This is a genomic window from Pseudomonas sp. MAFF 730105, assembly GCF_055380705.1.
In genome coordinates this window covers 3631570-3651281 of sequence record NZ_AP018438.1, presented here as the reverse complement: position 1 = coordinate 3651281, position 19712 = coordinate 3631570, and the positions used below count along the sequence as shown (strand labels likewise).

General features: G+C 60.1%; 20 protein-coding genes and 2 pseudogenes. 13 read left to right on the top strand and 9 right to left on the bottom strand.

Annotated features, from left to right (window positions below):
* Positions 1-4 precede the first annotated feature (4 nt).
* A complete protein-coding gene (locus PCOSP_RS15880; RefSeq protein WP_139642951.1) occupies positions 5-874 on the bottom strand; it encodes a LysR substrate-binding domain-containing protein in 870 nt (289 codons plus the stop codon).
* A 112-nt stretch (positions 875-986) separates the two neighbouring features.
* Between PCOSP_RS15880 and PCOSP_RS15875 the strand changes: the two genes are divergently transcribed.
* Positions 987-1601, top strand: a complete 615-nt coding sequence (locus PCOSP_RS15875; protein ID WP_464708960.1) for a DUF1989 domain-containing protein — start codon at positions 987-989, stop codon at positions 1599-1601.
* A gap of 86 nt (positions 1602-1687) precedes the next feature.
* Positions 1688-2629 (top strand): LysR substrate-binding domain-containing protein, encoded by a 942-nt coding sequence (locus PCOSP_RS15870; RefSeq protein ID WP_464708959.1) that lies wholly within the window; start codon positions 1688-1690, stop codon positions 2627-2629.
* On the opposite strand, the gene PCOSP_RS15865 is transcribed toward PCOSP_RS15870, so the two are convergent.
* Complete coding sequence (locus PCOSP_RS15865) at positions 2619-3974, bottom strand: amidase family protein (RefSeq protein ID WP_464708957.1); 1356 nt, start codon at positions 3972-3974, stop codon at positions 2619-2621. The two genes, PCOSP_RS15870 and PCOSP_RS15865, sit on opposite strands and share 11 nt — an antisense overlap.
* A 38-nt stretch (positions 3975-4012) precedes the next feature.
* Positions 4013-4681, bottom strand: coding sequence for an FMN-dependent NADH-azoreductase (locus tag PCOSP_RS15860; RefSeq protein WP_464708955.1), 669 nt, complete (start codon positions 4679-4681; stop codon positions 4013-4015).
* Between the two features lie 404 nt (positions 4682-5085).
* On the opposite strand from PCOSP_RS15860, the gene PCOSP_RS15855 reads away from it, so the two are divergent.
* From PCOSP_RS15855 to PCOSP_RS15845, 3 genes are all read left to right on the top strand, one after another.
* Complete coding sequence (locus PCOSP_RS15855) at positions 5086-6444, top strand: purine-cytosine permease family protein (protein ID WP_257225607.1); 1359 nt, start codon at positions 5086-5088, stop codon at positions 6442-6444.
* A gap of 39 nt (positions 6445-6483) precedes the next feature.
* Positions 6484-7035 carry a VOC family protein gene (locus PCOSP_RS15850; RefSeq protein WP_139642935.1) on the top strand — a complete coding sequence of 184 codons (552 nt, stop codon included), beginning with the start codon at positions 6484-6486 and terminating at the stop codon, positions 7033-7035.
* A gap of 95 nt (positions 7036-7130) precedes the next feature.
* Complete coding sequence (locus PCOSP_RS15845; RefSeq protein ID WP_055134955.1) at positions 7131-7925, top strand: creatininase; 795 nt, start codon at positions 7131-7133, stop codon at positions 7923-7925.
* Here the strand turns inward: PCOSP_RS15845 and PCOSP_RS15840 are convergent.
* Positions 7914-8858, bottom strand: a complete 945-nt coding sequence (locus PCOSP_RS15840; RefSeq protein WP_464708952.1) for a LysR family transcriptional regulator — start codon at positions 8856-8858, stop codon at positions 7914-7916. The genes PCOSP_RS15845 and PCOSP_RS15840 overlap by 12 nt on opposite strands.
* Before the next feature lie 130 nt (positions 8859-8988).
* Between PCOSP_RS15840 and PCOSP_RS15835 the strand changes: the two genes are divergently transcribed.
* From PCOSP_RS15835 to PCOSP_RS15825, 3 genes are all read left to right on the top strand, one after another.
* Entirely contained in the window at positions 8989-10314 is a 1326-nt protein-coding gene (locus PCOSP_RS15835; protein ID WP_464708950.1) for an MFS transporter, read from the top strand.
* 51 nt (positions 10315-10365) lie between these two features.
* Positions 10366-11115 carry a creatininase family protein gene (locus PCOSP_RS15830; RefSeq protein WP_041023536.1) on the top strand — a complete coding sequence of 250 codons (750 nt, stop codon included), beginning with the start codon at positions 10366-10368 and terminating at the stop codon, positions 11113-11115.
* Positions 11116-11202: 87 nt separating this feature from the next.
* Positions 11203-12633, top strand: coding sequence for an aldehyde dehydrogenase family protein (locus PCOSP_RS15825; RefSeq protein ID WP_464708948.1), 1431 nt, complete (start codon positions 11203-11205; stop codon positions 12631-12633).
* Here the strand turns inward: PCOSP_RS15825 and PCOSP_RS15820 are convergent.
* A complete protein-coding gene (locus tag PCOSP_RS15820) occupies positions 12630-13196 on the bottom strand; it encodes a VOC family protein (RefSeq protein ID WP_139642917.1) in 567 nt (188 codons plus the stop codon). The genes PCOSP_RS15825 and PCOSP_RS15820 overlap by 4 nt on opposite strands.
* Positions 13197-13253: 57 nt before the next feature.
* Entirely contained in the window at positions 13254-14006 is a 753-nt protein-coding gene (locus tag PCOSP_RS15815) for an SDR family NAD(P)-dependent oxidoreductase (protein ID WP_139642914.1), read from the bottom strand.
* Between the two features lie 109 nt (positions 14007-14115).
* Here PCOSP_RS15815 and PCOSP_RS15810 point away from each other — a divergent pair, with 109 nt between their 5' ends.
* The gene (locus tag PCOSP_RS15810) at positions 14116-15033 is read left to right on the top strand and encodes a LysR family transcriptional regulator (protein ID WP_139642912.1); all 918 of its coding nucleotides are present in this window, start codon (positions 14116-14118) and stop codon (positions 15031-15033) included.
* Between the two features lie 139 nt (positions 15034-15172).
* Entirely contained in the window at positions 15173-15586 is a 414-nt protein-coding gene (locus tag PCOSP_RS15805) for a nuclear transport factor 2 family protein (protein WP_175362682.1), read from the top strand.
* 138 nt (positions 15587-15724) lie between these two features.
* Here the strand turns inward: PCOSP_RS15805 and PCOSP_RS15800 are convergent, their stop codons facing one another.
* Entirely contained in the window at positions 15725-16081 is a 357-nt protein-coding gene (locus PCOSP_RS15800; RefSeq protein ID WP_175385069.1) for a hypothetical protein, read from the bottom strand.
* A gap of 184 nt (positions 16082-16265) precedes the next feature.
* Here PCOSP_RS15800 and PCOSP_RS15795 point away from each other — a divergent pair.
* Positions 16266-16861, top strand: a pseudogene (locus PCOSP_RS15795) (NAD(P)-dependent alcohol dehydrogenase); the annotation flags it as partial.
* A gap of 30 nt (positions 16862-16891) precedes the next feature.
* Positions 16892-17251, top strand: a pseudogene (locus tag PCOSP_RS15790) (helix-turn-helix transcriptional regulator); the annotation flags it as partial.
* A gap of 41 nt (positions 17252-17292) precedes the next feature.
* On the opposite strand, the gene PCOSP_RS15785 reads toward PCOSP_RS15790, so the two are convergent.
* Positions 17293-17718: a GNAT family N-acetyltransferase gene (locus tag PCOSP_RS15785; protein ID WP_464708945.1), complete on the bottom strand. Its 426-nt coding sequence runs from the start codon at positions 17716-17718 to the stop codon at positions 17293-17295.
* A 311-nt stretch (positions 17719-18029) separates the two neighbouring features.
* Here PCOSP_RS15785 and PCOSP_RS15780 point away from each other — a divergent pair, with 311 nt between their 5' ends.
* A complete protein-coding gene (locus tag PCOSP_RS15780) occupies positions 18030-18581 on the top strand; it encodes a cytochrome b (protein WP_464708943.1) in 552 nt (183 codons plus the stop codon).
* A 135-nt stretch (positions 18582-18716) separates the two neighbouring features.
* Here PCOSP_RS15780 and PCOSP_RS15775 read toward each other — a convergent pair whose 3' ends face one another.
* Positions 18717-19607 (bottom strand): LysR family transcriptional regulator, encoded by an 891-nt coding sequence (locus PCOSP_RS15775; protein WP_024777250.1) that lies wholly within the window; start codon positions 19605-19607, stop codon positions 18717-18719.
* Between the last annotated feature and the right edge of the window lie 105 nt (positions 19608-19712).

The following is a 19712-nucleotide window of genomic DNA, read 5'->3' as shown; positions in this document are numbered from 1 at the left end:
GACGTCACAGGTGCTGCTTCAGGAAGCGTATAAACTCAAGGGCCAGTTGCGAAGGTTCTTCCTGGGTAGGCAGCAGCAAGGCAATCTCGTACTTGATGGCGGGCTTGAAGGGTTTCAGGACCAGGTCGCGGGCGAAGGGACGGCTGACCACCGGATCGACCATACCGACGCCCATTCCGGAGCGGACCAGTTCGCATGCTGTCGCAAAGAACTCTGTCTCGGCCACCACGTTCCAGGATGACCCGTACGCCGAAAACGCCATTGCCAGTTGCTGGTAGAGGGGGTCGCCCTTGAACAGCGAAACGAACGGCACGCCATCCAGGTCCGCCGGGGTAATCATGTCCAATGCTGCCAGCGGGTGATCGGCAGGCATCATGCACTGGCATTCATAGGCAATCACCTCCATGCGGGACGTCGGATAGTCGAGCGGCAGCTCGGCAATGGCCAGGTCGAATTGCTGCGTCGTGATCAACTCACGAACGGACTGGGAGTTGCGGGTGATGACCTTGAGCTCCAGGCCCGGGCGCTCTCTGGCGAATTCGGCCATCAGGCGTGGCAGCAAACTGATCGAGATGCTGGCGTAGGCGGCGATCGCCAGATGACCGCGCTTGCCCGTGCGGATTTCCCTGGCGATACGCTGGGTTTTCTCCACGGCCTCCAGCGCCCGTTCCGCCTCGATGAAGAACAGCCGGGCTTCAGGGGTGGGTTGCAGGCGACCGCCCTTGCGCACGAACAGTTTGAGGCCGGTTTCATGTTCCAGGTTGGCGATGGTGCTGCTGATCGCCGGCTGGGAAATATTCAAGAGCTCCGCAGCGCGGGTCATCGTGCCGTGAATCATCAAGGTTCTGAAGCACTCGAGCTGGCGGATTCGCATGGGTTGACCTATAGATTCAACTTATACTGAAGCCACTTTATATTATTGGTTTGAGGTTTTCTTCTGTGTTTTCCTTGATTGCAGGCCCATCAGCGCAGAGGAAAACCGCGACATGAACACGATGACTTCGATGACCCCCGGTGAGCGGCTTCTCTTGCCAGCGCGGCAGGGTGTAGCGCTCTGGTTGAAGCAGGGGCAGACCCTCCAGGTGATCAACACCCATGGCAAACAGGTGGTGGACACCTGGGCCTTCAACCCGGGCGACCTGCAGGAAGCCATGTCGATGGAGCACAGTCGTCCCTTCTGGTTGAAACTCAACCCACGGGAAGGCGACAGCTTGCTGACCAACAAGCGTCGCAGGATCCTGACGCTGGTCGAGGACACGACGCCGGGCATCCACGACACCCTGGTCGCCGCCTGTGACCCGACCCGCTATGTTCAACTGGGCGTCGTCGGCCATCACGCCAGCTGCAACGAAAACCTCTTCCTGGCCCTGGAGGCCATCGGTCTGTTGGCGCCTGATACGCCGAGCCCCTTGAACCTCTTCATGAACGTCCCGGTGCACGAAGATGGACGCATCGAGTTTGCCGAGCCTGTCAGCAAGCCAGGACAATATGTCTGCCTCAAAGCGGAAATGGACGCTATTGTGGTGCTGTCCGCCTGCCCCCAGGACGTGACGGCGGTAAACGGCATGCGGCCCCAGGACGTCCATTACCGCATCCTCTGACGGATCGCCAACCTGCTGGCCCCTGTTGCTCGCCAGCAGGACACTGAATACGTCGCAAGCACCCCGTCGGGTGCCCGGAGAAAACCATGCGCAAAATCCCTCCTCTGAATTCCGTGCGCGCGTTTGAGGCGGTCGCACGGCACCAGAGTTTTTCTGCCGCGGCGAACGAGCTCTCGGTGACGGTCGCCGCGGTCAGCCATCAAGTGCGCCAGCTGGAAGAAGGCTTGGGGCAGAAGCTCCTGGAAAGAGGCCGGATGGTGACCCTCACGCCTGCCGGGAAGGCGATCTATCCATTGCTGCGCGAGGGCTTCGACCAGATTGCCCAGGCGTTTGCCTTGTTGGGCGGGGCAAAGGAGGGCGATGCCATCCACGTGTCCACCACACGGGCCTTCGCCGAACGTTGGCTCATGCCGCGTCTGGCGAAGTTCAACCAGATTTATCCGAACATCGTGGTGTCCATCCACGCCTCGGAAAAAGTCGTGGATCTGTGTGCTGAAACCGTCGACCTGGCGATCCGATATGGACCGGTCGATGCCGATGTGCGCGGGCCGGTGTTATTCGAAGACCGGTTCATCGCGGTCGCGGACAAGCGCATTTGCCCACTGGAACACCACGCAACGATCAACGATTTCCCTAATCGACCGCTGCTGGCGTTCAAATGGAAGAACCAGGCACTCGAAGCCCCCTCGTGGTCAGCCTGGCTCGCCGGGGTCAAGCGCGATGCTGCCGCAGATCTGCGTATTTCCTGGTACAGCGAGGAAACCCTGGCGCTGCATGCGTTGGAGCAGGGCCTGGGGCCCTTGTTGTGCAGCGATGTGCTGATTGATGATGAGCTGCGTTCCGGGCGGATCCGGCGGCTTGAAGGACCGGTGTTGGCGGGGTTCACCTATCACCTGGTCGAGAACAGCCATGGCAACCCGCGGCGCAGCCTGGCGCTGTTCAGGGAATGGCTCCTGGACGAGGCCAGGTCATTCAGGGGCAATGCCCTCAATGACCTGGCGGGACATCAACGGTTACTCACCACCTGAGGCCATTCGCGAGCATGGCCGACTCTATGGCCAGGCATGCGCTGAGCAGTGGGGCATCGCGATCCCGGGTCGTCGAGAACAACACTGAGGTGGCAAGCCCGAGGCTGTCCTGGCCGGATGGGAGGGCGACCCCCGGCATGTCCAGCAGGCTGCCGATCATGGTGAGTGACAAGGTTTCCAGATTGACCGCCGCGAACAGCGCGTCGTCTTGCTCCAGGGGCGCCATGGGCGGGGCGACATGCTTGACCGTCGGCATGACCAGGAAGGCACCGTCGAGCTCATGCTCGATGGCCGCCATCAGTGCTTCACGTGACTGTCGGATCCTGGCCTCGGTGGCCGAGTCGATGTCCTTGGCCGCACGCAGGCGCGCGCGCACGCGTCTGTCCATCCGGACACCCTGCGGGCTTTCCACGATCGGGCCCAGCAGGCGCCAGGCTTCTATCGCGCCCAACCAGCCCGAGCGGGCAATCAGTTCACGGGTTCGGGCAACGGCGGCTACCGCTCGATACTCAACCTGGGTCCCGGCGGCGCGCAGCCGTTCCATCGTGGCGACAAGGTTCTGCCGTACCGCTGGTTGCAGTGCCGGGTCGGACAACACACCTTCGTCGACCACAAGGCGCAGGTCCGAAAGCCTCGCAGCCTGGCAACCCCCGTTGTTGATCCCGCGCATCGCCCTGTCCAGCGCGGCGCAGTCAGCCACGCTGTGGGCGAAGGCGCCCAGGCTGTCGAGCGTGACAGCGAGGGGGTGAACGCCTTGCTGGCTGTATCGGCCTGTCGAGGCCTTGTAGCCGACCACGCCATTGAACGCCGCCGGGACGCGGATCGAGCCGGCGGTGTCCGTGCCAATGGCGCTGGTGACGATGCCCCGTTGAACCGCGATGGCCGAACCGGAGGAGGAGCCGCCGGGCACGCGGGTTTCATCGACCACGACAGCTGAGGTCGGTGTCCCGAAATGCGGGTTCAGGCCCAGGCCGGAATAAGCGAACTCCGCGAGGTTGGTTTTCCCCAGCGGGATCATGCCCTGCGCGGTGAGGGCGGCGATGACTGCCGCATCCTCGACGGCGATTTCAGCGTCGACCCGCGTGATGGAGCCGGCCGTCGTCCGGCTGCCGGCAACGTCCAGCAGGTCTTTGACCGCGTAGGGAATGCCGTCGAAGGCGCTCAACGGGGAGCCTTGTTGCCAGCGCCGGGTCGACGCGCGGGCGGCGTCGAGAGCGCGTTGCTCCAGCAGGGAGATGAACACCGGCTGCGCTTCTTTCGCCGCGGCCAATGCGCAGGCGACCAACTCATCGGGTGTCGTCAGGCCTTGCCTCAATCGCTCGGCGGTTTGCAACATGGTGATCATGTGTTCTCCCTTGTCGAATAGGCGACGGTGCTGGACGCTCAAGCCAGCGACACCTGGTGTTGTCTCTGCTCGATCATCTGCCGGACCAGCACCGGAACGGCGTCGAAGGCATTGGCGATGGAGGCTTCATGGCGAGCGTCGGCAAACTCCTGGTAGTCGATGGAAATCACATGGGTTTCATTCACGCCCAGGTAGTGCGCGCACGTCTGGATGTGCGTGTCCAGGTGGTTCATGTTCTCGCGAACGCCACCCGGGCCAAACCCGAATTCGCCTCGGGACGACAGGATGACCAGTTTCTTGCCGCTCATGATCGGTTCCAGTGGGTAGTCGCCACGCTCCAGGTCGAAGGTGAAGGTTTTGCCGATTCGGATCACCTTGTCAAACCAGGACTTGAGCGCGGCGGGCATGCCGTAGTTGTACATCGGGGTGCCGATGACGATGACGTCGGCGCGGTCGAGCTCATCGATCAGTTCGTCCGAAAGGCGGATTTCCTCACGTTTTTGCGGCGTCATCTGCTCTGCGGGGGTAAAGACTGCGGCAATCCAGGCTTCGGTCACGAAGGGCGGTGGGTTGCGGCCGACGTCACGGGTGATGACCTGGGTGTTGGCATCGCGCTCAAGCCACGCCTCGACAAAGGCCTGGGACAGTTTACGGCTCAGTGAGCGGTCGGATCGTGCGCTGGCGTCAATGTGAAGAAGGGTGGTCATGTCATGTTTCCTGTTAATACCGAGGTGGAAAAACCTCAGTGACGGAGACAAGTTGGCCATGGGGTTCAGTTGTTCGACTATTGATATTTATTTGAACGACATCAAATAAAACTCAACAAGTGAATGTTCTTGCTCGGACTGTTTTGAAAAGACGTTATTTTCAGCCCTGAAATACTAGTTTCATGTCTGGAAGTCTTGCGCGCTTGAGGAAAACTCAAGGCGACAAGTTTTCTAAAGGGCGCTTTAGTTATCGTCAATTACTTAAACTTGCAGACCTCGCTTTAATGAACCCGGGCGATACAGGTGGTCGCCGGTCAGCGAGGAAAATAATAATGTCAACGCGTCGCGAATCTGAAAACAACTTAATCAACGAGGCTAACTATGATGCACTCGGTGTCGAGCCCGTGCCCGATAGCCATCGCACTTCTACACCCCTGGACCAGTTCTGGATCTGGGCAGGGGCGAACGTGGCGCCGATCAACTGGGTATTGGGTGCCATCGGTATCCAGCTGGGCCTGAGCCTGATCGAAACCTTGCTGGTCATCGTGGTCGGCAACCTGTTGGGCGCCGCCTTGTTCGGCGGCATCTGCATCATGGGACACCGCACGGGAGTGCCGCAGATGGTGCTGTCCCGGCTGGCGTTTGGCCGACGCGGTGCCTACCTCCCGACCCTCATGCAGGTGCTGATGCCGATGGGGTGGGTGGCGACCAACACATGGATCGTGCTGGACCTTGCGGTGGCCGCCCTGGAAAGAATCGGCATCAGTGGTGGCATGGAGCTCAAGTACGGCATTGCCCTGGTCGTCATGATCGTGCAGGTCGGGATCGCTGCCTGGGGGTTCAACGCCATCAAGTGCTTCGAGCGCTACACCATGCCGGTGATCCTGCTGATCATGGTGGTGATGACCGGCCTGGCCTTCACACACGTGGATATCCAGTGGCAGCGTTCGACCGTCGAGGGCATCGGCAAGCTATCGGCCATGAGCAGTCTCATGACGGCGATCGGGATCGGTTGGGGCATTTCGTGGCTGGTATACGCTTCGGACTACACCCGCTTCACCCAGAGCAAACTGTCCGATGGGCAGGTGTTCCGCTCGACGTTCCTCGGCATGTTCCTGCCCACCGTATGGCTGGCTTTCCTCGGCGCGGCGATTGCCTCCGCGGGGGCCGGCTCGGACCCTGCGCAACTGATCATTGCGGTCTTCGGCACCATGGCGTTGCCGGTCCTGCTGGTGCTGCTCCATGGCCCGGTGGCGACCAACATCGTGGTCATCTACTCGGCAGCGCTGGCCACCTTGTCCCTGGACCTGCGCGTCCCACGCTGGGTGGTTTCAACGGTCTCGGGCCTGGTGGCGCTGTTCATCCTCTATCTGTTCCTGCAATCCGGCGAGTTTGTCCACGCCTTTGAAAACCTGATGGTGTTTTTCGTGGTGTGGATCAGTCCGTGGGCGGGTATCACCCTGGTCGATTTTTTCCTGATTCGCCGGGGCCAGGTCGATTTGAAGTCGCTCTACTGCCATCACTCGGAAAGCAACTGCACCGATGTGAACTGGAGAGGGGTATTTGCACTGGCGGTCGGGGTGTTGGCGGCCTGGTTATTCCAGGTAGGCACCATTCAATCGCTGCAAGGCCCTCTTGCGATGGCATTGGGTGGAATTGATTTGTCCTGGTTGGCCGGGTTTGGCGTGGGCGGCGGTATTTATTACGTATTGCACCGTTCGCGCCCCACTGAAGTTATTCGCTCGTCAGTGATGGCCAAGTAAGCGCTGTGCAACGATTCATCATTAAAGAGGTTATTGCAAATGTCTCATCTTGAACAAACCAATGTGCTGGCTGCGCTGAGCGGCGGCGCCGAGATCGATGCGTTCCTGGGCAACGTCGTGGAGATCGCGATCGTGACCCGGGATCACAAACGCACCATGGACGGCTTGCTCAAGCTGGGGATCGGTCCATGGCGGGTGTACACCTTCAGCCCGGAAAACACCCAGAACCAGACGTACCACGGTGAACCGGCCGATTTTGTGCTGAAAGTCTGCTTCGCCCAATCCGGAAACATGGTCTGGGAGCTGATGGAGCCGGTGTCCGGGCCGACGATTTTCGCCGACTTCCTGGAAAAACACGGCGAAGGGATCCAGCACGTTGCCTATGACTGCAACAACATTCCGTTCGAGGAACGTATCGCTGAATTGCAGCGGCGCGGTTTCAAATGCGTGCAGTCCGGCTCCTGGATGGGTGTGAATCATTTCGCGTTCTTCGGCACCGAGGCCGACACCACCACGGTCTTCGAAACCTACGCCTTTCCTGCCGATTGGGATTATCCGGAGCCGGAGTCCTGGTATCCGCCTCGGGCATAAGCCCGCACGGCATCACCGGGTTTCGCCTGGGCGCCACTAGGTACAGAGCCTAGCGTCCAGGCTTGGCCGCTTTGCAACGACACAGGAGTAGAACCATGAACCCTGTCCGGATGGATAACATCAGTTGGGTGGACTATGAGCGCCGAGTGCGATCAGGCGCAGTGGTCTTGCTGCCTATCGGCGCCACGGAGCAGCACGGGCCCCATCTGCCCTTGGGTACCGACGCCTTGCTCGCCAGTGCAATCAGTGAAGACGTGGCACGGGAGATCGACGGCGTGGTCGCCCCGGCCTTGTCCTACGGCTATAAATCCCAGCCCAAGTGTGGAGGTGGGCAGCACTTCTGCGGCACCACCAGCGTGGATGGCGCGACGCTGATCGCCATGGTCCGCGATGCCGTGCGCGAGTTTCATCGCCATGGCGTGAAGCGCCTGGTCCTGGTGATCGGTCACTATGAAAACCAATGGTTCGTGACCGAAGGCATCGAGCTGGCGATGCGGGATATCGGCCCGGAGGCCGGGCTGGAGGTCATGCGCCTGGAGCACTGGGAGTTCGTGAAGTCACAGACCCTCGACAAGGTCTTTCCGAACGGTTTTCCGGGCATCGCACTGGAGCACGCAGCAGTCATCGAGACGTCGATGATGCTGCATTACCACCCGGAGCTGGTGTGCCTGGACCAAATCCCCGATCACGGCCCGGCCGAGTTCCCGGTCTACGACATGTACCCGACCCGAACCGAATGGGTGCCGGCCAGCGGCGTGCTGTCATCCGCGCTGGGGTCGAGCGCAGAGAAGGGGCAGTTGCTGGTGGCGGATGTCATCAGCGGTATCGTCCAGGCGGTGCGGTCGGAGTTCAGGCTCGCCGGGGCCGAGTCGCAGGTTTCAAACGACTGAACCGGGTTCTTGTGCAGGGTTGCCGGACGCGAACATCGGCAACCGCTGCAACATCCAGTTCAGCAACTCTTGGGCAGGGGCCGCCAGCGGGCGTCCGGACTTCACCAGCAGTTTCGCCTCGACCCCCTGGAACAGAGGGTGATCGACGGCCACCACCGTGAGGCTACCTTGTGCAATCTCCCGATAGGCCGCCACTTCGCCCAACAGCGAGGCAAATTCGCCGCTGGCGACAAGGCGCTTGAGGGCGGCCAAGGAGTTGCTGACCAGCGCCGGACGAATCTCGATTTTCTCGGCGTACTCGAGCATCTTCAGCGCATGGCCGATACCGAAGCTTGGCGGCGTCAGCACCAGTGGGCAGTGGAGCAAGTCGGTGACGGTGGCCATTGTCCCTTTCAAGGCCAGCGGATGGTCCGGGCGAACCAGCAGCATGATGGGCTGCCGGGACATTGCGTGGTAATCGATGTGAGCGTGGGGAGGCGGGTTGTAGGCCAGGCCGATGTGCGCGCGATTTTCCGCGATTTCGTTCAGGACATCGTCCACGGGCAGTATGTCCAGCCTGACGTCGAGCTTGGGATACTGTTTACAGAACGGTGCGAGCACGTGGTCCACCAGGGTATCGACGTAGCCTTCGCTGATGACCACCCGCACGTGTCCCTGTTGCAGCCCCTTGATGGCCTGGAGCTGATCTTCGAGCTTCTCCTGATGTGATCGATAGCCGCGCCAGAACTCCAGCAGGTGTGCGGCAGCCTCGGTGGGCTGGACGCCACGGGCCTGGCGTTCGAACAGCCGGGTGCCCAATTCCTCTTCCAGCAACTTGATCTGACGGGTGATCACCGAGGGAGAGGTGTTGATGCTGTCCGCTGCGCCACGGATCGATCCGTGGGTCAGCACCTCATGAAAATACCGCAAGCGTTGCTGGTTGATCTCGCGCATGGCTGGTGTCCTCCCGATTCTGCGTTGCCTATAGAGCAACGTTACACGAACATAGTTGCTCTTGCTGCTATTGAGGCCGTCGGCGCAACATCTTCGACACGTCAGAGCAACAAGAAAATTGGAGACGCCCATGTCGACCATCGTGAATCCGGTACCCAGCGCAGCCCTTTCAACGTTGTACCGCAAGCTCAATTGGCGCCTGTTGCCGCTCCTGTTCGTTTGCTACGTTTTCGCCTACCTGGACCGAATCAATGTCGGCTTTGCCAAGTTGCAAATGCAAAACGACCTCGGGCTGTCCGATGCGGCTTATGGTGTCGGGGCAGGGGTGTTCTTCCTGGGCTATGTGCTGTTCGAACTGCCCAGCAACCTGATGTTGCCTCGGGTGGGGGCGAGAAGAACCTTCAGTCGCATCCTGGTGTTATGGGGCATTACCTCGGCGTGCATGCTGTTCGTGCGCAACGTGCCGATGTTCTATGCCATGCGTTTTCTGCTGGGGGTCTTCGAAGCTGGATTCGCCCCGGGGATGATCTATTACCTGTCCTGCTGGTACGGCCCCAAGCGCATGGCCCGGGCCATCGCGATCGTATTCATCGCCGGTCCCGCTGGCGGCATTATCGGTGGGCCGCTTTCGGCCTGGCTGATCACCGCATTCGAAGGTGTGGGTGGGCTTGCCGGGTGGCAATGGATGTTCCTGATCGAGGGCTTGCCCTGCGTCCTGCTCGGTGTGTTTGCCTATTTCTACCTGTGCAACCACCCGGCCGAGGCTCGCTGGCTGAGCGGCGAGGAAAAGCAGATGCTGCAGCGTGAGCTGGGGACCGCCCCTGGCGGCGCGCATTCGTTCCGGGCGGTGTTGCGCGATCGCAGGATCTACATTCTGGCGAGCGCCTACTTCTGCATCATCTTTTCGATCTACGCCATGAGCTTCTGGCTGCCGGCAATCCTCAAGGCCCAAGGTGTCCACGACATGATGCAGTTAGGGTGGTGCGCCGCCATTCCCTACGTGGCTGCGGGCGCCGGCATGTACTGGATCGGGCGCCGCTCCGACCGTTTCGGCGAGCGTCGCTACCACTGTGCGGTCCCGGCAGCCGTCGGGGCGGTACTGATACTTTTGTATCCTTCTGCCGATGGGAACCTGATGCTATCAATGGTTCTGCTGACGCTGGCGATCGCCATGATGTTCATGGCCTACACGGTCTTGTGGGCGATGCCCTCCGAGTTGATCAAGGGCGAAGCGGCAGCGGGAGGCATCGCCCTGATCAACACCATCGGCCTGTGCGGCGGTTTCTGGGGGCCAGCGGTGATCGGTTGGGCGAAGACATCAACGGCGAGCATGAACCCTGGCATCGTCGCGGTCGGTTGCGTGTTTCTCTGCGCCGCGTTGGTGATCATCGCGAGCAAACCGCTGGCGCGTCGCGACCGGGTCTTGAATCCCGTGCAGATTGAACAGGCGCTTTGAACTTAACACCCATCGTGTTCCGCAAGGAACCTTTCCAAAGAGAGAACGCAGATGCTTTTACATCTATCGACCTGGGCCGAAATCGAAACATTTCTCCAACGCAGCCGTACCGTGGTCATCCCGATCGGCTCCAACGAGCAGCACGGGCCTACCGGCTTGTTGGGGACGGACTGGATGTGCCCGGAAATCATCGCCCATCAGGCGCAGCAGGCCGCAGACATTCTGATTGCTCCGACCTTCAATATCGGCATGGCGCAGCATCACCTCGGGTTCCCGGGAACGATCTCGCTCAGGCCTTCGACGTTCATCGCCGCCATCGGTGACTGGGTACGTTCGCTGGCTGCCCACGGGTTTGAAAAGATACTGTTCCTCAACGGCCACGGCGGCAATATCGCCTCCATTGAAGCGGCGTTCTCGGAGCTCTACGCCGAGGCGAGTTTTGCCCGGCGCCCGGCGGGTTTCGCCTTGAAGCTGTGCAATTGGTGGGACCTGGAAGGGGTCAATGAGCTGGCGCGGGAGCAGTTCCCCACCGGTCACGGCATTCATGCGACGCCGTCGGAAATCGCCGTGACCCAATGGGCCTATCCCCACGCCATCAAATCCGCTGACTACTCGCCACAGATCGCCAACTGGGGCCCGATCCGGGAAGCGGCCGATTTCCGCGCCCGTCATCCAGATGGCCGCATGGGGTCAGACCCGGCGCAAGCTTCTGCGGAGAAAGGCCGGCAACTGGTGATGCTGGCCGCACAAGGCCTGGTGCAAGAGGTGCAAGCCTTCAGCCGCGAGTCCATGCCGGGTTGAACCGCAGCGCTGCCATTGCGCACGCCTGGGCATTCCGGGCGTTGACGCTTCATCTCGTAAAAACCGCAATCGACCAGGTACGCCGCGATGTGGAAAATCGATCACAGTTACATTGATGGAGCCTTCGTTCCCGTCCATGGAAATGAAACGGTGGAATGCATCAACCCGGCGACCGAGGCGGTCATCGGAACGGTCACCCTGGCTGATCGCGATGACGCCCGCCGCGCCATCGCTGCGGCGGCCCGTGCGCAAGCCGCGATGAATCGCACCTCCAAGGCTGAGCGTATCGAGATGCTCGAACGCTTGCAGGCCGCCGTGCTGGCGAGCACGAACGAGATCCGCGATACCGCCATCGAGGAATACGGCGCGCCGCTCGCCCGTGCCCAATGGGTCAGTCGTTATGCTTCGCAATCATTTGCCAACGCGGCGCAGGTGTTGAAGGACTACGAGCTGGTTCGTTCGATCGGCGACGCCACCGTGGTGATGGAGCCGGTCGGCGTATCGGCACTAATCGCCCCCTGGAACAGCACCGCCGGAACGATCTGCAGCAAACTGGCATCTGCCATCGCCGCCGGTTGTGCGTCGGTCATCAAGCCGAGCGAGTTGAGTCCCTTGCAGACCGACGTGCTTGCGCGTGCATTGCATGGCGCCGGTTTGCCGAAAGGCGTTTTCAACATTTTGCTGGGACGCGGCAGTGACGTTGGTGATGAAATCAGCACCAACCCACAGGTCGCCAAGATTTCATTCACCGGGTCCACCGCCACCGGAAAGCTGATCGCTCGTGCCGGTATCGAGACCATGAAACGCGTAAACCTGTCGCTCACCGGGAAGTCGGCCTCTATCGTCCTGGATGACGCCGACCTCGACACGGCCATTCCCCTTGCCTTGAACGCGGCGTTCATGAACAACGGCCAGGCCTGCGTCGCTGGCACGCGCCTGCTCGTACCGCGCACGCAGGCCAAAGAAGTCATTGAACGGGTGAAAAGCCTGGTCGAGGCGATGGTCGTCGGCCATCCGCAGGACCCGTCCACCGTCATTGGACCGCTGGTCAACCAGGCCCAGTTCGACCGCGTGCAGGGCTACATCCGCCGCGGCCAGGCGCAAGGTGCAACGCTGGTCATTGGCGGTGAGGGCAGGCCGGCTGGTTTTGACCAAGGCTATTTCGTCAGGCCCACCGTCTTTGCCGACGTCAGCAATGACATGGATATTGCACAAGAGGAGATTTTCGGCCCGGTGCTGTCAATCATCGCGTATGACTCGCAAGAGCAGGCGATCGACATCGCCAATGCCACACCCTACGGTCTGCAGGCCTACGTGTTTTCTCGCCAAGTGGACCGCGCCCGAAACCTGGCGAGCCGGCTGCAGGCGGGCTCGGTGCTGATCAACCGAATCACACCGGAGCTGCTGGCCCCGTTCGGTGGGGTCAAGCAGTCCGGGGTCGGGCGGGAGTTTGGTGTGTTTGGGTTGGAAGGGTTTCTGGAGGCGAAGAGTATTGTGTTGGAGTTACAGCGGGGTTAGCCACCGACGCTATGGGGCAGCGACACCAGCTCAATCTGCGTGCCCCACGGCGCTTGAAAATAGAACCAACGAATACCGTCCGAGTTGGTGATGGGTTCGTTGAGAATGGTCACATTCAGGCGCTTGAGGGTAGCCAGGCTGCTGTCAATATCGGCGGTACGCAAGGCCACATGGCTGGCCCCGGCGTCGTCGCCATGGGGTTGGGCCTGATTGACCTCAGAACCTTGGTATTGAAACAACTCCAGCTTCGCGCCGCCGTCTATTTGCAACATCACAAAGCGTTGCAGCTCGCTGGAGCCATGCCAGCGGAATTGGCTTTTCCACTGATCCGGGATCTTGCCGGGGCTGATATCCGAAACCACCCGTGCGCCCATCAGCGCGGAGAAAAAGCGGATGGCTGCGTCGATATCCGGCACATTGATGCCAACATGGTCGATGGCTGAAACTTGAAGCGGTGCGGCTGCGCTCGTGGCGGGGTGGCTCTGCGGGGGCGTGGTCGCCGCATGAGTAGCGGTAGTCAGAGTCACGCTGGCGGCCAGCAGTGCCCATTGCACTGGGTTCATAACCTGTTCCTCTTGAGATGGGTTGGCGGGCGACCGTGGCAGTCGCCCGCTGGGTGGTCAGATTTGTGCCTGGCCGCCGTCAACAAACAGCTCGATACCGTTGACGAAGCTGGCGTCATCCGAGGCCAGGAACAACGCAGCGCTGGCAATTTCGTCAGCTTCACCGACACGCCCCATGGGGATCAGCGACGCCATGTAGTCCAGCAAGCCCTGCTGCTGAGCGGCATCCGGGCCGGCCAATTCAACCAGGCCAGGAGTGCGGGTGGCGCCGGGGCTGATGGTGTTGATGCGCACCTGGCGGTCTTTCAAATCCAGAATCCAGTTGCGTGCAAATGAGCGCACGGCGGCCTTGGACGCGGCGTACACACTAAAGGCGGCAGTGCCCGAGCTGCCCGCCGTGGAGCCGGTGAGAATCACCGAGGCTTTTTGGGCCAGCAGCGGCAGGGCCTTTTGCACAGTGAACAGCACGCCTTTTACGTTGCGATTGAAGGTGTCGTCGTACTGCTGTTCTGTGATGTCGCCCAGTGGCAGCATGGAACCGCCGCCGGCATTGGCGAACAGCACATCGATTCGGCCGTGGGCCGCGCCAATCTGGCGGTACAACGCGTCCAGCTGGTCGAGCTTGGTGGAGTCCACCTGCACGCCGGTGGCGTTGCCGACCGCGGCGACCGCGGCGTCCAGTTCGGCTTGGCGACGGCCCGTGATGTAAACGTGGGCGCCTTCCTGAGCGAAGCGTTTGGCGGTGGCCAGGCCGATGCCAGTAGTGCCGCCGGTAACCAATGCAATTTTGCCTTCGAGTTTGTTAGTCATGGTGTTTCTCCCGTATTTCGATTGAGTGAGTTGCGGTGTGGGAGAAGCTTATCGACGGGGCGAAACTTTCAAAATAGAATTGTCTGAAACCTATCGTTGCAGAAATGAAATGAGCAAACTTCCAGATTTCGAAGGGTTGGCGATGTTCGCCAAGGTGGCCGAAGAAGGCTCGTTCGCTGGCGCGGCGCGTGTCATGAGCGTGTCGGTGCCAACGGTATCCCGAGCAGTCGCGCGGCTGGAGGAACGCCTGGGTGGGCGCTTGTTCAACCGTACCTCGCGGCAACTGGCACTCACAGAGTTCGGCGCGAGCATGGCAGCCAAGGCTGGGGAGATTTATCGGCAGGCCGAGGAGGTGGAAAGCGAGGCTCAGGAGTTATCGATCCAGCCCCGCGGCCAGGTACGCCTGGCGATCCCCATGTCGTTCGGACTGCGTTGGGTGGCACCGCTGATGCCGCAGTTGATCCGGCAGTATCCCGAGCTGTCGATTGACCTGCACCTTTCAGACGCCTCGGTAGACCTGATCGCCGAGGGCTTTGATGCGGCATTACGCATTGCCGTATTGCCGGACTCATCGCTGGTTGCACGGCATCTCTGCGCTGTCACCCAATATCTGGTCGCCTCACCGGCTTATCTAGACACCCATGGCCACCCCGGTCATCCCCGCGAACTGGCGGCCCGCACGTGCCTGAGTTATGCCTACCGAGCCCGCAGCCAAGTGTGGCGGTTCACCCATAAAGACGGCACCGAAGAAGACGTGGTGCCCAGCGGCCCGTTGAGAGTGACCAACTCGGATGCGTTATTACCCGTGTTACTTGAGGGACTGGCCATCGCTGAACTGCCGGAATTCATTGCCAGCGAATACCTGGCGGATGGGCGCTTGGTCTTGGTGCTACCGGAATGGAGCATGGCCCGTGGCGGCCTGTATTTCGTCACCCCCACGGCCCGTACCCGGCCGGTAAAAATCAAAGCGCTGTCGGACTTTTTTGCAGAGCATTTAAGTGAGCCCGTCTGGCGATGGCCGTTATGAGACGATGGGTACAAACCTTTCAATTATGAAATGATGGATTTCATTGGCTTCTATTTTTGAAACAGAGTGGATCCTTTAACGTGGTTTGGTCGGCACCGCGCGGAGTGCCCATCCAATTTCGTTTCGGGAGAAAGCTATCATGAGAAATGCCGTGGAATTGCTTCAACAGTACCTGGATTCCATCCAGACGCCGTTCTTGGCGGCGGCTCTGTTCGCAGAGGATGGCGTGCTGGAGTTGCCCTATCTGGAGTCGCTCGGCATCCCCCACAGCGTCCAGGGCCCAGCAGCCATTGAGGGCTTTATCAGCTCATTGCTTGGTAAAGTGCCAGATTTCAAATTCCGCAACGTGCGCTTTCTGATCGACACCCCCGACCAGGCGTTTGCCGAATACAGCGTAGAGGCCCTGGTGCCTGCCACCGGCCGCATCTACCGGCAGATGTACGCCGGCCGCTTGGTGGCCAAAGACGGCAAAATTCAACTATTGCGCGAATCCATGGACACCGTAGCCGCTGCCAAAGCGTTCGCGCCGGTTGAGCCGGCGCAAGGCTATTGAACCGCGATACTTTTATGATCAGAAACTTGCGGCTGGAACCGGTTGCCACATCCAGAGCAGCAAATAGCGAGGTCGTTCCATGCAGGTCCCCCTCAGTTGGCATATCGAGATGCAGGAGGGCGATTGCCTTGGCCATCCTTAACCACTTTTAGCCAGACGTTTTTGCCAATCACCGCTATGACCGCGCTGGCATTCTTCCTCAGAGTCAAGGCGAACATTGCGATCCGACACGTTCAGATCGATGCCAGCCTCTTTCAACGCGATGGCCGTCAGCTCAAGGATGCGAGCCTTCGCCTCAACCTGGGCCTGCTGTCTGTCAGCGAGGGTTTCGAACACCCAGGTCACCTTCAGGGTTTTAGTCAGCGCGTTCAGGTCAGCCGTGTGGGTGAGCCAGGTAAAGCCTTTGATTTCACCTTTTGCTGTTTCGCACGCTTCGGTCAGCGTGCGGATCAACCGGCGTTCGATCTGCACCAGTTCACGTTGCCCTGGAGGCATTGCAAGTTCCTTTGGAGTTAATGGAAGGGAGGCACTGATCAGGCCGGTCGAAACTCGACCGTCCACGCCCCGCGATCTTTATGAATGGTGCCATAAATTGGCACCACCGGGTTTTATGCTGTGCTCCTCAAGCAGAGATACCCATCCATTCCCGTCGCTGCTTGCTTTGTGAAGGAACTGCACGATGCCCGGATTTCAACGTATCCAGTACAACAACTATGGTGGCCCGGAAGTGATGCGGGTCGAAGATTTCGAATTACCCGCGCCCGACAACGGGGAAGTAGCGGTGGGGGTAAGGTTCGCAGCCATCAATCCAATCGACTGGAAGCTGCGCGACGGACAGATGAAGATTGTCACCGGCAGAGCGTTTCCCCGCGCGATGGGCATGGACTTCTCCGGCATCGTCACGGCCGTTGGTAGCGGTGTCACGCGACTCAAGGTCGGTGACGCCGTATTCGGTCTAGCCCGCTTCAAGGACAGTGGTGCGCTCTGCCAAGCGCTGGTGACAAAGGAGGCATCCTGGCCAAAAAGCCCGACAGTGTTTCCTTCGAGGAGACGGCCTGCCTGGGCACCCCTGGCGTCACTGCGTGGAATGGGCTGATCGACAAAGCAAAGCTGCAGGCCAATCAGCATGTCTTCATCAACGGGTGTGCCGGGGCGGTGGGCGAAGCCGCTGTGCAGATCGCACGGCTTTTCGGTGCTGTTGTCTCCGGCAGTTGCAGCGCCCGAGACATGGAACGGGCCAGATCGCTCGGCGTGCAGAGCGTCTACGACTCTCGGTGGCAAGGGCCTCGTGGTGATGGAGTAGGCATGAGCAGAAGTCACCGATTACTCGACCTGATGCAAGCGCTTCGCCGACACCGCAGAACGGTGTCAGGCAAAGCGCTTGCGCATGAGCTGGGTGTGTCCCAGCGCACCATTCGCCGTGACGTCGCCACATTGCAGGACATGGGCGCCGACATCGAGGGAGAACCCGGTGTCGGCTACATTCTTCGACCAGGATTCCTTCTGCCCCTGCTGTCTTTCACCGAAGAGGAAATACAGGCGCTAGCCATCGGCGACCAGTGGGTGAGTCGCCAAGCCGACGATACGCTCACCCTCGCTGTGGCGAATGCGCTGGCCAAGATCAATGCCGTTCTTTTAGCTGACATGCGATCGGCCCTGGACGATGTATGGAGATGGCGACCTTGGAAGTGCGTGATAAGGCGCTGTCAGCACAGCCGCTTCTGGAAATAAAACCGGGTATGTCCCGGCGGATAATCCACCAGGCGTCCAAATTCGGTATAACCCAGTTTTTGATAAAACCCCGGTGCCTGGAAGCTGAAAGTCTCCAGCCAAATACCGATGCAGTGCTTCGCCTTTCCGACTTCTTCTGCCATGTGCATCAGTCGTTCTCCGATACCCTGACCACGCATCGATTCTGGAACACTGACGAGATCGATGAGTAGCCATCGATAAGAAATTTTTCCATACAGTCCACCCATCACTTCATTGCTGTCTGGGGCTCGTAGCAACAGGGCGAACGTCTCGTGTGCATCGTCCCCACCATTGGCCAGGTTATGGGCCAGCAGCGGGTTCAAGATTCCTAACCGCTCTGCTTCAGTCACATTTTCCGAAAGTTGGATGTTCAAAGGCACGGTGCTCTCCCTGAGCGATAAGCAAACTGGCTCAACAAGGTAGCTTATTTTTTCCATGCCCAGGCGAATCAGTGAAACTCTTTATGCTCTCTGTATGGACGGGTTGGAGGGCCGCTTTTGGCCCAGTCCGCCCACGGCTGGCGGACAAATGATGGCAATGATGCTCATGCGCGCTGAAAACAAGTTAACGAGCGCTCTGCCTTCAGATTGCCTTAAGGATGGACTGGCAGGGTGGCGGCATCGGTTCGCTGGGCAACCGGAGACTGTCGAATGAGTCGACCGTCGAGAAGGACAATCACGAGGCGCTTCCTATGACCCGCGACAAAGGCATACCCCGTTATGGAAAACTTTCAATCACCCTGCATTGGCTAATGCTCGCGTTGTTTGTCGGCGTGTACGCGTGTGTCGAAATCAAAGGCTTCCTGCCCAGGGGCAGCGAAGCGCGCGGCCTGCTGATGGGCTTTCACGGTCTCTTCGGTCTGAGCATTTTTGCTCTGGTGTGGGTGCGACTGCTCGGCCGCCTGACGCCACGCCCACCGGTCACCCCGAAACCGCCTGCATGGCAAACCGGCACGGCTCACCTTATGCATCTGGCTTTGTACGTGCTGATGATCGCCACGCCGCTACTGGCCTGGCTGATGCTGGCCGCTGGAGGCAAACCGTTCCCGTATTTCGGTTTCCATTTGCCGGCCCCGGTGGCGATCGATCCTGACTTCGCAAAGCGCCTGAAGTATTGGCATGAACTGTTGGGCAGTACCGGCTACTGGCTGATCGGTCTGCATGCGGCGGCGGGACTGTTTCATCACTATTGGGTAAGAGACAACACGCTGACTCGGATGTTGATTGAGCGAGATCATTCCTGAGGCGCAAGTCACGCTCGTCTTGGCACTCAGGAGGTACTGACTTCGTTGGCGAGCGAACCGTTGCGGCGCAGCCGGGCGCAGGTGACTGACCCAAAGCGCGCCGAGCTTGAGGACTGTCCCTGCCGCGGACCGCTCTTACTGCGGCCACTGCTCAAGCAGGATCGAGACAAACTTCTCGGCGGCGGGGGACAAGGACGCGCCTCGTCGGTAGACCAGACCCAGTGATCGGTTGACCACCGGCTCGATCAGCGGCACGCTGACCAGGGTCGGATGGTCCCCGGCGGGCATCGCCAGGCTGGGCATTGCCGACACCCCGAGGCCTGCTTCCACCAGCCCCAGTGACGTGGACAGGTGTTGCACCTCGTAGAACCACTGCGGACGCCAGCTCAGGCCCGACAGGGCGTGATCGAGCAGCATCCGATTGCCACTCAGGCGACCCACCCCGATCAGGCGATAGTCGCTGAGTTCCGACCAGGTGACGGCGCTGCGCCCAGCCAATTCATGATCGCGGCGGCAGGCCAGGACAAAGGGTTCGTTGACCAGGGGCACGAATTCGATGTCCGGGTGCTGGCCGCTCATCATGTTGATGCCAAAGTCGGCTTCGCCGCGCAGGACCGCCTCGAGTCCTTCGTTGGCACTGAGGTCGAGCAGGCGGATGCGGATTTTCGGATAGCGCTCGTTGTACAAGCGGATCACCGACGGTAGGAAATAGAACGCTGCGGTGGGAATGCACGCCAGGGTCACCCGGCCGATTTGCCGCTCGGCCAGCTCGCGAATGTTGAGGATCGAATCGTCGAAGTCGTCCAGCAGACGCCGGGCTTTGGGCAAGAAGTCGCGTCCAACGCTGGTCAAGCTGACCTTGCGCGTCGTGCGATCAAGCAAGGCGGTGCCCAGACCTTCCTCCAGTTTTTTCATGCGCCGGCTCAGGGCGGGCTGAGACAGGTGCAGTGCATCAGCAGCCTCGTGGAAACTGCCTAGTTCGGCGATTTTAACGAAAGATCGTATGTCCTGAAGCTCATATTCCATGCCAGATCCCATAAGCAAAGCGAGGCGTCGTGCCGATCATCCTACGACCATTCATTCGTAAAACGCAATAAAGCCTCCGATCTTTGCATTGGAAACACTTTTCAA

Bases quoted from the DNA above. Each gene is read 5' to 3' on its own strand.
- PCOSP_RS15880 (WP_139642951.1), bottom strand. From the start codon at position 874: ATGCGAATCCGCCAGCTCGAGTGCTTCAGAACCTTGATGATTCACGGC.
- PCOSP_RS15875 (WP_464708960.1), top strand. From the start codon at position 987: ATGAACACGATGACTTCGATGACCCCCGGTGAGCGGCTTCTCTTGCCA.
- PCOSP_RS15870 (WP_464708959.1), top strand. From the start codon at position 1,688: ATGCGCAAAATCCCTCCTCTGAATTCCGTGCGCGCGTTTGAGGCGGTC.
- PCOSP_RS15865 (WP_464708957.1), bottom strand. From the start codon at position 3,974: ATGATCACCATGTTGCAAACCGCCGAGCGATTGAGGCAAGGCCTGACG.
- PCOSP_RS15860 (WP_464708955.1), bottom strand. From the start codon at position 4,681: ATGACCACCCTTCTTCACATTGACGCCAGCGCACGATCCGACCGCTCA.
- PCOSP_RS15850 (WP_139642935.1), top strand. From the start codon at position 6,484: ATGTCTCATCTTGAACAAACCAATGTGCTGGCTGCGCTGAGCGGCGGC.
- PCOSP_RS15845 (WP_055134955.1), top strand. From the start codon at position 7,131: ATGAACCCTGTCCGGATGGATAACATCAGTTGGGTGGACTATGAGCGC.
- PCOSP_RS15840 (WP_464708952.1), bottom strand. From the start codon at position 8,858: ATGCGCGAGATCAACCAGCAACGCTTGCGGTATTTTCATGAGGTGCTG.
- PCOSP_RS15835 (WP_464708950.1), top strand. From the start codon at position 8,989: ATGTCGACCATCGTGAATCCGGTACCCAGCGCAGCCCTTTCAACGTTG.
- PCOSP_RS15830 (WP_041023536.1), top strand. From the start codon at position 10,366: ATGCTTTTACATCTATCGACCTGGGCCGAAATCGAAACATTTCTCCAA.
- PCOSP_RS15825 (WP_464708948.1), top strand. From the start codon at position 11,203: ATGTGGAAAATCGATCACAGTTACATTGATGGAGCCTTCGTTCCCGTC.
- PCOSP_RS15820 (WP_139642917.1), bottom strand. From the start codon at position 13,196: ATGAACCCAGTGCAATGGGCACTGCTGGCCGCCAGCGTGACTCTGACT.
- PCOSP_RS15815 (WP_139642914.1), bottom strand. From the start codon at position 14,006: ATGACTAACAAACTCGAAGGCAAAATTGCATTGGTTACCGGCGGCACT.
- PCOSP_RS15810 (WP_139642912.1), top strand. From the start codon at position 14,116: ATGAGCAAACTTCCAGATTTCGAAGGGTTGGCGATGTTCGCCAAGGTG.
- PCOSP_RS15805 (WP_175362682.1), top strand. From the start codon at position 15,173: ATGAGAAATGCCGTGGAATTGCTTCAACAGTACCTGGATTCCATCCAG.
- PCOSP_RS15800 (WP_175385069.1), bottom strand. From the start codon at position 16,081: ATGCCTCCAGGGCAACGTGAACTGGTGCAGATCGAACGCCGGTTGATC.
- PCOSP_RS15780 (WP_464708943.1), top strand. From the start codon at position 18,030: ATGACCCGCGACAAAGGCATACCCCGTTATGGAAAACTTTCAATCACC.
- PCOSP_RS15775 (WP_024777250.1), bottom strand. From the start codon at position 19,607: ATGGAATATGAGCTTCAGGACATACGATCTTTCGTTAAAATCGCCGAA.